The sequence below is a fragment of the Leucobacter ruminantium genome, assembly GCF_017565705.1.
GTDB classification, from domain to species: Bacteria; Actinomycetota; Actinomycetes; order Actinomycetales; family Microbacteriaceae; genus Leucobacter; species Leucobacter ruminantium.
This window is the reverse complement of record NZ_JAGDYL010000007.1, coordinates 16,833-28,184: the sequence shown is the minus strand read 5'-3', so window position 1 is coordinate 28,184 and position 11,352 is coordinate 16,833. Positions and strand designations below refer to the sequence as shown.

The following is an 11,352-nucleotide window of genomic DNA, read 5'->3' as shown; positions in this document are numbered from 1 at the left end:
ATGGGCGACGATCTCCTGCTCGGGGAGCACCGCCGAGAGACCGGGACCGCGCAGCGCTCTCAGTCGGTCGAGCCGCTGAGGAAGAACTGCATCTGCTTCGCGACGCTGACGGCGTGGTCACCGAAACGCTCGTGGTAGCGGCTCGCGAGCGTCGCGTCGACGACGCCGACCGGGGTCTCGGCGACCCGATCGCTGAGCACCTTCTCGAACACCTTGGCGTGCAGCTCGTCCAGGTCGTCGTCGAGATCGCGCACCTCGTCGATCACCGCTGCGTTCTGAGTGCGCAGCAGCTCGACGATCTTCTGAGCCATCTCCACGTCGAGCGCGCCCATACGGATGAAGGTCTTCTTGAGCCCCTTCGGGATCGCGCTCTCGGGGTAGCGGTAGCGGGCGAGCTGCGCGATGTGCTGCGCCAGATCGGCCATGCGCTCGAGCGACGCGCTCATGCGGAGCGCGCCGACCATCAGCCGCAGGTCGGAGGCGACGGGCTGCTGCAGCGCGAGGATGTCGATCGTCTGCTGGTCGAGCTCGTTCGCGAGCCGCTCGATCTGCTCGCCCTCGTCGATCACGCTCTCCGCGAGGGATGCATCGGAGCTGCTGAACGCGGTCGTCGCGTTCTCGATCGACGCCTCGACGAGCTCCGCGATCTCCACGAGCCGGTTCTGCACGTCGCGCAGCGACTGCTGAAAGACCTCACGCATTCTTCTGGTGTCTCCTCGTTCAGGGGTGGCGGCACCCGTTCGGCCCGCATCACCTCAAGTGTCGCCCCGGCAGATGAACCCCACCGCACCGCAGAGTGAACAGCAGTTGAACTCGCGGCCTCCCCCTCGGCACGACCGAATACGATGAAGCCATGACACCGACCGCGCTCCTGCTGGCCGCCACCGCGCTCGGCATCCTCATCGGCGCGGGCACTTCGCTCGCCATCGTGGCCGCCCGCCGCGCCGGGCGCCGGAGGGCCGAGGCCATGCGCCCCGAACTGCCCGAGATCGCCACGACCATACTCGACGAGATCGAGACCTTCGCCGTGATCCTCGACGCTTCGCTCACACCGGTCTACGCCAACCCGACCGCGCGATACGAGCGCTTCATCAGCGGCGAGGAACTCTCGGACCCCGAGTTCCTGCGCCGTGCGCGGCGCGTGATGACCACGGGGATCCCCGACACCCGCGAACCGGATACCTCGGTGCCGGGCGACTCGATCCGCGTCCACATCATCCGTATCCAGGCCCGCTTCCTCGCCGTCCTCGCCGAGGATATCGGCGAGGAGCAGCGCGTGAACGCGATGCGGCGCGACTTCATCGCGAACGTCAGCCACGAGTTGAAGACCCCGATCGCGGCGATCGGGCTGCTCGCGGAGGCCACGCAGGAGGCTGCCGATGATTCCGAGACGGTGCGCGGCTTCGCGAAGAGCCTCGTGAAGGAGTCCCGCCGGCTCGGCGAGCTGTCGCGAGACATCATCCAGCTGTCGGAGGCCCAGTCGACGCTGCGACCCGAGGACCGCCAGGCGGTCTCACTGCCCGCGCTCGTACGCAGGGAAGTCGAATCGCACCGGGAGTTCGCGTCGCAGCACGGCGTGGAGCTCGTCGTCACGGGCGACAACGGCCTCGACGCGGTGATCCAGGGGCGCGCGGCCTCGCTCTCCGCCGCGGTGGCCAACCTGCTGAGCAACGCCATCCGCCACTCCCCCGAGGGCGGTCGCGTCGGTGTTGGCATGGAGGTGAAGCGCAACAGCTTCGTCGTCACCGTCACCGATCAGGGCGAAGGGATCGCGCCCGAGCATCTCGGCCGCATTTTCGAGCGCTTCTACCGGGTCGACGGAGCGCGCACACGCGGCGAGGGCGGCACCGGCCTCGGCCTCAGCATCGCCAGGCACACCATGCGCGCGCACGGCGGCGACATCGACGTCTGGTCGCAGCAGGGCGTCGGTTCGAGCTTCAGCCTGACCTTCCCCCGGCACGACGCAGAGGATGCGGAGAAGAGCACGAAGCGACTCAAGAAGGCGAAGCGCGCGCTGCGGCAGGCCCGTGCGGCCGAGGTCTCGGGCGAGGGATCGGCCGCCGAGGCCGCCACCGGAACGAAGGGAGCCAGCTAGTGGCGCATCACATCCTGCTCGTCGAGGACGAGGAGTCGATCTCGAAGCCGCTCGCGTTCCTGCTCGAGCGCGAGGGATACCGGGTGACGGTGGCCGACAACGGCAACGCCGCGGTCGAACTGTTCGGCGAGGTCTCGCCCGATCTGGTGCTGCTCGACCTCATGCTCCCCGGCATACCGGGTACCGAGGTGTGCCGCGCGATCCGCGTGAAGTCCCGCGTGCCGGTGATCATGCTGAGCGCGAAGGACAGCGAGATCGACATCGTGGTCGGCCTCGAGCTCGGCGCCGACGACTACATCACGAAGCCCTACTCCGCGCGCGAACTGCTCGCACGGGTGCGCGCCGCGCTTCGCCGCGTCGGCGGCGATGAGGACGATCGTGTCAAGGACTCGCCCGTGCTCGAGGAGCACGGGGTGCGACTCGACCCCGAACGTCACGCGGTGAGCGTTCGGGGCGAGGAGATCGCGATGCCGCTGCGAGAGTTCGAACTGCTGGAGATGCTGATGCGGCACTCGGGCCGGGTGCTGACCCGCGGCCAGCTCATCGACAGGGTCTGGGGCAGCAACTACTACGGCGACACCAAGACCCTCGACGTGCACGTCAAGCGCATCCGCGCCCGCATCGAGGAGGAGCCCTCGAAGCCTCGCCTCATCTCCACCGTGCGGGGCGTCGGCTACCGCTTCGGTTAGGAGCGGGTGTCAGCCGTCCCCGCCGATCGAGCGAGGCGCAGCCCACCCCGCTGATCGAGCGAGGCGCAGCCGAGTCGAAATCAAGGGACCGACCCGGGTTTCGACTCGCTCCGCTCGCTCAACCAGCGGAGGGGGCGCTCCGCTCCGCTCAGCCAGCGGAAGGGACGCTCCGTTCGACCAGCGGAAAGGGGCGCCCACACACGCGTGCGGCCCTCCCCGGATTCCGGGGAGGGCCGCACGCGATGGTCAGTCTATTCGGCGGTGTGCGTCTCGGTCGCCGAGGCGTCGGCCGAAGAGGTCTCGCCCGCAGCAGAGGTCTCGCCCGACGAAGCGGCCGCCGAGGATCCCTCGCCCCCCGTCGAAGACGACGCGTCGGCCTTCGCCTCCTGCTCGTCCTCCTCTGCGCCGAAGTCGGCGGGGAGCACGTAGTCGCGGTACTCGACGAGCTTCTCGTCGTCGAGCGCGGGCACGTCGTACTTGACCTCGCTCGCGCCGGGGGTCTGGAAGTAGGCGCGCGCGGTGGCACCCGGGATGAGGTTCGGGATCGTCACGAGCACGGGCTCGATCTCGCCCTCGGGATTGCCGAACTCGGTGCTGCCGGTCGGCACGGTGAACTCGGCGCGGGCCTTCTGCGATCCCTCGCCCACGAAGCTGATCGAGAGGTCGACGGGCGAACCGGTCGTGTTCACGGCCGAGAAGACGACGTTGAAGTTCTCGCCGGTCTCGTCGGCGATGAGCAGCACGTTGCGGAGCTCGACGTCGCCGACGTTCACATCGATCCCGTCGCTGGGCGCGTACGCCTCGGTGGTGGCCTGGGGAGCGATCAGGCCGCAGCCGGTCGCTCCGAGCATGAGACCCGCCGCAAGAGCGATGGAAGAGGCGATCCGAATCTTCAAGGTGGTCCTCCGAGCCGTGGTTTCGCGCCGCGCTCGCCGTCTTGCGACACGCAGTTCAGCATCATCATAGCCGCGCAGGGCCAGCGCCCGCCAACCGGAGCGGGGGCATATGTTATCCTAGCGGTTGGAGAAAAGAAGGAGCGACTCGATGCAATTTGAGGTCGGAGAGACTGTCGTCTACCCCCACCACGGACCGTCCAAGATCGTCGGAGTCCGAAAGGTCAAGATCGGTGGCGAAGAGAAGACCTTCCTCAAGCTCCACGCGAGCCAGCCGACTCCGGTCGACATCGAGATCCCCGCCGACAGCGCCGAGCTCGTGGGCATCCGCGATGTGATCGACCCCGAGGGTCTGCAGCGCGTCTTCGAGGTGCTCCGCGCCCCGTTCACGGAGGAGCCGAGCAACTGGTCGCGCCGCTTCAAGCTGAACAACGAGAAGCTGTCGTCGGGCGACATCATCAAGATCTCGGAGGTCGTGCGCGACCTGTGGCGCCGCAGCCAGGGATCCCGCTCGCTGTCGGCGGGCGAGAAGGGCCTCTTCGCGAAGGCCCGCCAGATCCTCGTCTCGGAGCTCGCCCTCGCCGAGAACACCGATGAGGAGAAGGCTTCGCAGATCCTCGACGACGTGCTCGCCTCGGAGGCAGCGGTCTGATCCCTCGCCGTCGCTGAACGGCGCCGCCCGCCGGTGGCCCGCTCCGCAGCTCAACGCTGCGGGCCGGGCGGCCGGCGGGCTTTCGCGTTCTTACGGAGCGCGTCGCTCGGTAGGATCCCTCGCTTCCGAGTGTCGGAGCCCGGGGGTACGCTGGGGCGCATGAGCAGCTCACCCCTCGCAAACGAGCGCACGCCCCTCGGCACCGCGCCTCACGCCCTCGCGAAACTCGGTGTCGTGGTCGTCGCCGCCGGCCGGGGCGAGCGCCTGGGCGCGGGCGTGCCCAAGGCGTTCGTGCGACTGCACGGCCGTGCGCTGCTCGAGTTCGCGATCGCGACCGCGACCTCGCTGCCCCACGCCGGGCACCTCGTGGTCGTGGTCCCCGAAGACCGCGCGGCGGAGGCGCTCGAACTCGTCGAGCGCGTGCTCCCGGCGAACTCGCCGTGGGAGGCGACGGTCACGCCGGGCGGGCGCGAGCGGCACGAGTCGGTTCGCTTCGGCATCGCCGCGCTGCCCGACTCGGTCGACACCGTGCTCGTGCACGACGCGGCCCGTCCGTTCGCGAGCGCCGAGCTCTTCGAGCGCGTGCTCGCCGAGGTGCGCCGCACCGGAGACGCCGTCGTGCCGGCGCTCGCGGTCTCCGACACGCTCAAGCGGGTCGACGCAGACGGCGTCGTGCACGAGACCGTCGACCGTGCGCCGCTCGTCGCCGTGCAGACCCCGCAGGGCTTCCCGCGAGAGGCCCTTGCGTCGGCGCACGAGACCGTGCAGTTGCAGGAGGGCGGCGAGCACGGCGCCCCTACCGACGATGCCGAGGTAGTCCAGCGCGCGGGCGGCACCGTGCGCACGGTGCCCGGCGAGCGCCGGGCGCACAAGCTCACCACAGCCGACGACCTGACCGTGCTCGAGTCGATCCTGGCCGCGAACGCGGCAGAGGCGCTGGAGGGCCCGTGATCCGCGTCGGCACCGGCGTCGACGTGCACGCATTCGATGAGGGATCGCCGCTGCGTCTCGCCGGCCTCGACTGGCCGGGCGAGATCGGCCTCTCCGGCCACAGCGACGGCGACGCCGCCTGCCACGCCATCGTCGACGCGCTGCTCTCGGCCGCCGGCCTCGGAGACATCGGATCCCTCGTCGGTGTCGACGAGCCCGGGACCGCCGGGGCCCCGAGCACCGGCTTCGTGCTCCTCGCGCTCGACCGGCTCGCGCAGCACGGCTGGCGCCCCATCAACGTCTCCGTGCAGCTCGTCTGCAACCGCCCCCGCTTCGCCCCGCGCCGCGCCGAGGCCGAAGGCGTGCTGACCGCGCTGCTCGGAGCCCCCGTCTCGGTCGGCGCCACCACGAGCGACGGCCTCGGCTTCACGGGCCGCGGCGAGGGCGTGGCGGCGATCGCCACGGCCCTCGTCGAGCACGTCTGAGCCGGAGCCTCAATCGAGGGCGAGTGCCTCGACCGGCGACACGCGGATCGCACGGCGCGCGGGCGCCGCGGCGGCGACGAGCGCGAGCGATCCGCCGAACACCGCCACCCCCGCGAGGATCGGCCACGGGATCGTGGGCGCCATCAGGCCGGCCTGGGAACCCATGAGCGACTGCGCGGCCGTCCAGCCGTAGAACACGCCGAGCAGCAGTCCAAGACCGAGGGCCGTGACCGTCATCTGCGCGCTCTCGGCCAGCACCATCCGCCGCATCTGCGCACCGGTGAGGCCGAGCACTCGCAGCAGCCCGAGCTCGCGGGTGCGCTGCAGCACGCTGAGCGAGAGCGTGTTCACCAGCCCGACAGCTGCGATCACCGCCGAGAAGCCGACGAGTCCCGTGAAGATCGCGGTCGTGACGGTGAGCGTGTCCGACATCTGCGCCTCGAGTTCGGCGTCGCTCGCGAACGCGTGCAGAGCCATCGTCTCGTAGCTCGAGAGCGCCACGGCGAACATCGTCACGAGCGTCACGCCGATCACGAGACCGATCGTGGAGCGCGCGCTGCGCTCGGGATGCCGCAGCGTGTTCGCCGCCGCGAGCCGCCCGGCGACCCCGCGCCCGAGCATCCGGCCCGAGATGCCCAGCAGGGGCGGCATCACGAGGTGCGCTCCCAGTGCGATGCCGGTGAACGAGAACAGCCCTCCCCAGAACGCGATGAAGAGCGCGAGCGGTGTCACGAAGCCGAGCACCAGCCCGATCGCGAGCAGCGAGGCTCCGAGGATCATCAGAACGACCGACCACACGGTGCGCGCCGGGCGACGGCGCGAGCGCTCGGGCGCGAGTTCGACAGCCGCCCCGGTCGCGGCGATCGGCGAGACGCCGGCGACCCGGCGCGAACCGGTCCACGCCGCGGCCCACGTGGTGAGCGCGACGACCGCGACGGCGACGACCGCGAGCGGGTCGAACAGCGGATAGTCGCGCTCGGCGGGCAGCCAGCCGAGGCCGGGCCCCAGGGCGACGACCGCAGCGCAGAGCCCCTCGGCGAGCGCGAACCCGATGATCGCGCCGACGAGACCGACGACGAGCCCCTCGCCCGCGACGCGGCCGCGCACGCGAGCGGAGGTCGAGCCGATCAGCCGCAGCAGCGCGATCGTACGGGTGCGACCGGCGATGATCGTGGAGAAGGTGTTCGCCGTGACGATCGCGCCGACGTAGAGCGCGATGAGGATGAAGACGAGCGCCACCATCATCAGCACGACCCGGAAGGTGCCGCTCGACTCGATGACCGCGGGTTCGATCGAAGCCGTCAGTATGCCGGTGAACAGGATCAGCGCGACCGCGAACAGCGATGACAGCGCTGCGACGACGACGGTTGAGGCGTGCTCGCGAATCCCTGCCCCGACGCGCATCAGGCCACCCGCTCGAGGTGCAGCATGGTCTCGGAGATCTGCTCCGCCGACATCGCCCCGCAGTCGGAGACGATGCGCCCGTCGGCGAGGAACAGGATGCGGTCGGCGTGGCTCGCCGCGACCGGATCGTGTGTGACCATCGCGATGCTCTGCCCGCGCTCGACGACGGCGGCGCGCAGCAGCTGCAGCACCTCCCGGCTCGTGCGCGAGTCGAGCGCACCCGTCGGCTCGTCGGCGAAGATCACGTCGGGCCTGGTCGCGAGCGCCCTGGCGATCGCCACGCGCTGCTGCTGGCCGCCGGAGAGCTCGTGCGGGCGGTGGCCGGTGCGGCCCACGAGCCCGAGCGCGCCGATCAGCGCGTCGATCCGCTCCCGCTCCTCAGCGGAGGGGCGGCGGCCGTCGAGTTCGAACGGCAGCCGGATGTTGTCCATCGCGTCGAGCGTGGGCACGAGGTTGAAGGCCTGGAACACGAACCCGATGCGGCGGCGGCGCAGCCTGGTGAGCTCGGCGTCGCCGAGGCCCGTGATCTCGTCGTCGCCCAGCCACGCGCGCCCCTCGCTCGGGGTATCGAGACCGGCCATGACGTGCATGAGCGTCGACTTGCCCGAGCCCGACGGCCCCATGATGGCGGTGAACTGGCCTCGCCTGATCCCTATCGACACGTCGTCGAGCGCCGTGACCCGGTGCTCCCCTTCTCCGTAGTGCTTCCCCAGGCGGGCGACGCGCGCCACCAGCCCCATCTCGCTCGTTCGAATCTCCATGTCATCGACGCTACGGACCGATGAGGGGCGAGGGATCGGACCCCGGTGCCCCGGGCGTCGTACCCCGGTACCGACCCGCGCCCGCCCGAGGCCCGGTTCGAGGTTCGCCCCCGATCTCCGGTACTGTGCTGAAGAGCTTTCGACCGCGGACCATGCAAAGGGGCATTCATGCTCGTCGACACCATCATCGAGAATGCGCGCATCACCACGATGGACCCGAAGCGCCCCCAGGCGTCACGCCTCGGCATCTTCGCGGGCCGCATCATCGGTTTCGACGAGGCGCTCGACGGCATTTCGGCCGAGGTGCGCATCGACCTCGACGGTGCGCCCGTTGTGCCCGGCTTCAACGACGCGCACATGCACTTCTCTGCGCTCGGACTGCGCATGGACCAGCTCGACCTCTCCGCGCAGGAGGCGCCGACGCTCGACGCCCTCTACAAGAAGGTCGAGCGCTACGCCGCAACCCGACCCGCCGGCTCATGGGTGATCGGCCACGGCTACGACCAGAACCGCATCGGCGCCCACCCCGACCGCGACGTGCTCGACCGCATCTCGGGCGGTCGTCCTGTGTTCATCCTGCACAACTCCGCGCACATGTGCGTCGCCAACACCGAGGCCTTCGCGCTCGCGGGCCACCCCGACCCCGACGCGCTCGAGGCCCCCGTCGGCGGCGAGATCGGCCGCGACGACACCGGCCGCAATACCGGCCTCCTCGCCGACAAGGCGATGAGCCTCGTCGACGACTACCTGCGCCTCGTGCCCCAGACCATGCTCTTCGACGCTCTCAAGCGCGCCTCGCGCTGGTGCCTGCGGCACGGCCTCACGAGCGTCACCGAGGCCGGGGTCTCGGGGCGCGGCATCGGCAACGGTCCCGGCGACGTGCGCGCCTACCAGGATCTGCTCGACGCGGGCAAGCTGCACACCAGGCTGACGCTCATGCCCTACATCGACGCGCTGCACGGGCTCGGCCCCATCGGCACGCCCTACGGCAACGGCGACGGATGGGGCATCGACCTCGGCCTCCGCAGCGGCATCGGCAACGAGTGGCTGCGCCTCGGGCCGACCAAGGTGCTGAGCGACGGATCCCTCATCGGACACACGGCCGCCATGTGCCACGACTACGTCGGCGAACCCGGCAACACCGGGCTGATGGCGTGGGACGAGGCCGAGCTGCGCGACATGCTCATCACGGCCCACGTGAACGGCTGGCAGGTGGCCGCGCACGCGATCGGCGACCGCGCCGTCGGCTTCGTGCTCGACGCACTGGACGAGGCGCAGAAGATGCGCCCCCGCTCCGACGCGCGTCATCGCCTCGAGCACGCGGCGATCGTCTCGGACGAGCAGGTGGAGCGGATCGCCGACGGCGGCTACATCCCCGTGCCGCAGGGGCGCTTCATCTCCGAGCTCGGCGACGGCTTCGTGTCGGCGCTGGGGCCCGAGCGCATGGACCAGGTCTATCGCATGCGCAGCTTCGTCGACCGGGGCGTCGAGCTGCCCGGCTCCACCGATGCGCCGGTGGTGCCCGCGGAACCGCTGATCTCCCTGCACGACATGGTCAACCGGCGCGCCGAGGGGGGCGAGCTCATCGGCCCCGACGAACGCCTCACCCCCTGGCAGGCGCTGCGCGCCTACACCTACGGTTCCGCGTACGCGGTGCACGAGGAGCGGCTGAAGGGATCCCTCTCCCGAGGCAAGCTCGCCGACCTCGTGGTGCTCTCCGACGACCTGCTCGCCGTCTCCCCGGAGAAGATCAAGGACATCGAGGTACGGGCGACCATGGTGGGTGGGAAGTTCCGTTACGATGCCGAGCAGGAGCTCGCCGCACCCTGACCCCTCGCAGGTGCATGCGCGGGAATATATCTCTCGAAGGGATGTTGCACCCCGCATGAGAGCTTTCGGATTCCTGTCGTTCGGGCACTACGGCCCCGTGCCCGGATCGCGCGTGCGCTCCGCCCGCGACATGCTGCTGCAGACGATCGAGCTCGCCGAGGGCGCCGACGAGATCGGCGTCAACGGCGCCTACGTGCGCGTGCACCACTTCGCCAGGCAGGCCGCGTCGCCCGTCCCTCTGCTCACCGCCATGGCGGCGCGCACGAAGCGCATCGAGGTCGGCACCGGCGTGATCGACATGCGCTACGAGAACCCCCTCTACCTCGCCGAGGAGCTCGCGGCACTCGACCACATCGCCGACGGCCGCATCGCCATCGGCATCAGCCGGGGATCCCCCGAGACCGCGCTGCGCGGATACGAGGCCTTCGGATACACGGGTTCCGAGGATCCGCGCGGCGCCGACCTCGCCCGCGACAAGTTCGACCTCTTCCTGCGGGCGATCGACGGCGAGGCGCTCGTCGACTCGGACCCCGCGATGGCGCCGCCCGGTCGGCTGGCCATCGAACCGCGATCGGCCGGTCTGCGCGACCGCATCTGGTGGGGCGCCGGATCGCGGGCCACGGCGGAGGACACAGGTCGCCGCGGTCTCAACCTCATGAGCTCCACGCTGCTCACCGAGGCGACGGGCGAGCCCTTCCACGTGCTGCAGCGGCAGCAGATCGAACGCTACCGCGAGGCCTACCGCGAGGCCGGCCACACGGGATCGCCGCGGGTCTCGGTGAGCCGCAGCGTCTTCCCGATCGTCAGCGCGGAGGACGAGATGTACTTCGGCATCCGCGGCCGCGACGGGCAGGACCAGATCGGCGTCATCGACGGCATCCGGTCCACGTTCGGGAAGACCTACGCCGACACCCCCGATCGACTCATCGAGCAGCTGCGCGCCGATGAGGCCGTGATGGCGGCCGACACCCTGATGCTCACGATCCCGAACCAGCTCGGCCCCGAGTACAACCTGCACGTGCTGCAGGCCTTCGCGGAGCAGGTGGCCCCGGCACTCGGGTGGAAGCCGAACACTGAGGGGCCGGTGGAGGGCGACCCCGTCTGAGCACTGGTGCGGGCTCGCCGAGGGGCGCAATAGGATCGAAAGCATGCCCCAAAGCAACACGGACGTCATCATCCGGGCGTGCGGCGGTGACGAGGAGTACGCGGCGCTCGTCGATATCTGGCGCAGTGCCGTACGCGCCACCCATGACTTCCTCGACGAAGCGGACTTCGCTCGGATTGAATCCCGCCTCGCATCCGACTACTTCCCCGCCGTGCATCTCACCATCGCCGAAAAGGATGGGAAACCGGTCGGGTTCGCGGGTGTGCTCGACGGTGCCCTGGAGATGCTGTTCGTCTCCGATTCGGCTCGCGGCCAGGGTGTCGGCTCGGCCCTTCTGGCCGAGGTAGTCACCAGACAGGCCGTATCCGAAGTCGATGTGAACGAGCAGAACCGCGGCGCCCACGGTTTCTATGTCAGTAAGGGATTCGTGCAGGTCGGTCGCAGCGAACTCGACGGGGACGGTCGACCCTATCCGATCATCCACATGGAGCTTCCGAACAACGCCTGA

12 protein-coding genes are annotated in these 11,352 nt (G+C 70.0%); 8 read left to right on the top strand and 4 right to left on the bottom strand.

The window, feature by feature from the left end:
- Nucleotides 1-59 precede the first annotated feature (59 nt).
- Nucleotides 60-701: a phosphate signaling complex protein PhoU gene (gene phoU / locus J4H91_RS05780; protein ID WP_208045318.1), complete on the bottom strand. Its 642-nt coding sequence runs from the start codon at nucleotides 699-701 to the stop codon at nucleotides 60-62.
- 152 nt (nucleotides 702-853) lie between these two features.
- On the opposite strand from phoU, the gene J4H91_RS05775 reads away from it, so the two are divergent.
- Together J4H91_RS05775 and J4H91_RS05770 are read left to right on the top strand one after the other, a co-directional pair.
- Nucleotides 854-2,095 carry a sensor histidine kinase gene (locus J4H91_RS05775; RefSeq protein WP_208045317.1) on the top strand — a complete coding sequence of 414 codons (1,242 nt, stop codon included), beginning with the start codon at nucleotides 854-856 and terminating at the stop codon, nucleotides 2,093-2,095.
- Nucleotides 2,095-2,784 carry a winged helix-turn-helix domain-containing protein gene (locus J4H91_RS05770; protein ID WP_208045316.1) on the top strand — a complete coding sequence of 230 codons (690 nt, stop codon included), beginning with the start codon at nucleotides 2,095-2,097 and terminating at the stop codon, nucleotides 2,782-2,784. Before J4H91_RS05775 ends, J4H91_RS05770 begins: the two co-directional genes overlap by 1 nt.
- A 251-nt stretch (nucleotides 2,785-3,035) precedes the next feature.
- Here J4H91_RS05770 and J4H91_RS05765 read toward each other — a convergent pair whose 3' ends face one another.
- Nucleotides 3,036-3,680: a DNA modification methylase gene (locus J4H91_RS05765; protein ID WP_208045315.1), complete on the bottom strand. Its 645-nt coding sequence runs from the start codon at nucleotides 3,678-3,680 to the stop codon at nucleotides 3,036-3,038.
- A 148-nt stretch (nucleotides 3,681-3,828) separates the two neighbouring features.
- Here J4H91_RS05765 and J4H91_RS05760 point away from each other — a divergent pair, with 148 nt between their 5' ends.
- The 3 genes from J4H91_RS05760 to ispF all read left to right on the top strand — a co-directional run bounded on the left by J4H91_RS05760 (nucleotide 3,829) and on the right by ispF (nucleotide 5,744).
- Nucleotides 3,829-4,329, top strand: a complete 501-nt coding sequence (locus tag J4H91_RS05760; RefSeq protein WP_208045314.1) for a CarD family transcriptional regulator — start codon at nucleotides 3,829-3,831, stop codon at nucleotides 4,327-4,329.
- 159 nt (nucleotides 4,330-4,488) lie between these two features.
- On the top strand, nucleotides 4,489-5,280 hold the full coding sequence (gene ispD, locus J4H91_RS05755; RefSeq protein WP_208045313.1) for a 2-C-methyl-D-erythritol 4-phosphate cytidylyltransferase: 792 nt from the start codon (nucleotides 4,489-4,491) through the stop codon (nucleotides 5,278-5,280).
- Nucleotides 5,277-5,744: a 2-C-methyl-D-erythritol 2,4-cyclodiphosphate synthase gene (gene ispF / locus J4H91_RS05750; RefSeq protein ID WP_208045312.1), complete on the top strand. Its 468-nt coding sequence runs from the start codon at nucleotides 5,277-5,279 to the stop codon at nucleotides 5,742-5,744. Before ispD ends, ispF begins: the two co-directional genes overlap by 4 nt.
- A 9-nt stretch (nucleotides 5,745-5,753) precedes the next feature.
- On the opposite strand, the gene J4H91_RS05745 is transcribed toward ispF, so the two are convergent.
- Nucleotides 5,754-7,148, bottom strand: a complete 1,395-nt coding sequence (locus J4H91_RS05745) for an ABC transporter permease (protein ID WP_208045311.1) — start codon at nucleotides 7,146-7,148, stop codon at nucleotides 5,754-5,756.
- Nucleotides 7,148-7,909 carry an ABC transporter ATP-binding protein gene (locus J4H91_RS05740; RefSeq protein ID WP_208045310.1) on the bottom strand — a complete coding sequence of 254 codons (762 nt, stop codon included), beginning with the start codon at nucleotides 7,907-7,909 and terminating at the stop codon, nucleotides 7,148-7,150. Before J4H91_RS05740 ends, J4H91_RS05745 begins: the two co-directional genes overlap by 1 nt.
- A gap of 168 nt (nucleotides 7,910-8,077) precedes the next feature.
- Here J4H91_RS05740 and J4H91_RS05735 point away from each other — a divergent pair, with 168 nt between their 5' ends.
- Genes J4H91_RS05735 through J4H91_RS05725 form a run of 3 tightly spaced genes read left to right on the top strand, consistent with a single transcriptional unit; the run spans nucleotide 8,078 to nucleotide 11,352 of the window.
- Nucleotides 8,078-9,739, top strand: coding sequence for an amidohydrolase (locus J4H91_RS05735; RefSeq protein WP_208045309.1), 1,662 nt, complete (start codon nucleotides 8,078-8,080; stop codon nucleotides 9,737-9,739).
- Nucleotides 9,740-9,794: 55 nt separating this feature from the next.
- On the top strand, nucleotides 9,795-10,844 hold the full coding sequence (locus J4H91_RS05730; protein WP_208045308.1) for an LLM class flavin-dependent oxidoreductase: 1,050 nt from the start codon (nucleotides 9,795-9,797) through the stop codon (nucleotides 10,842-10,844).
- A gap of 43 nt (nucleotides 10,845-10,887) precedes the next feature.
- Nucleotides 10,888-11,352, top strand: coding sequence for a GNAT family N-acetyltransferase (locus J4H91_RS05725; RefSeq protein WP_208045307.1), 465 nt, complete (start codon nucleotides 10,888-10,890; stop codon nucleotides 11,350-11,352).

Bases quoted from the DNA above. Each gene is read 5' to 3' on its own strand.
- phoU (WP_208045318.1), bottom strand. From the start codon at position 701: ATGCGTGAGGTCTTTCAGCAGTCGCTGCGCGACGTGCAGAACCGGCTC.
- J4H91_RS05775 (WP_208045317.1), top strand. From the start codon at position 854: ATGACACCGACCGCGCTCCTGCTGGCCGCCACCGCGCTCGGCATCCTC.
- J4H91_RS05760 (WP_208045314.1), top strand. From the start codon at position 3,829: ATGCAATTTGAGGTCGGAGAGACTGTCGTCTACCCCCACCACGGACCG.
- ispD (WP_208045313.1), top strand. From the start codon at position 4,489: ATGAGCAGCTCACCCCTCGCAAACGAGCGCACGCCCCTCGGCACCGCG.
- J4H91_RS05745 (WP_208045311.1), bottom strand. From the start codon at position 7,148: ATGCGCGTCGGGGCAGGGATTCGCGAGCACGCCTCAACCGTCGTCGTC.
- J4H91_RS05740 (WP_208045310.1), bottom strand. From the start codon at position 7,909: ATGGAGATTCGAACGAGCGAGATGGGGCTGGTGGCGCGCGTCGCCCGC.
- J4H91_RS05735 (WP_208045309.1), top strand. From the start codon at position 8,078: ATGCTCGTCGACACCATCATCGAGAATGCGCGCATCACCACGATGGAC.
- J4H91_RS05730 (WP_208045308.1), top strand. From the start codon at position 9,795: ATGAGAGCTTTCGGATTCCTGTCGTTCGGGCACTACGGCCCCGTGCCC.
- J4H91_RS05725 (WP_208045307.1), top strand. From the start codon at position 10,888: ATGCCCCAAAGCAACACGGACGTCATCATCCGGGCGTGCGGCGGTGAC.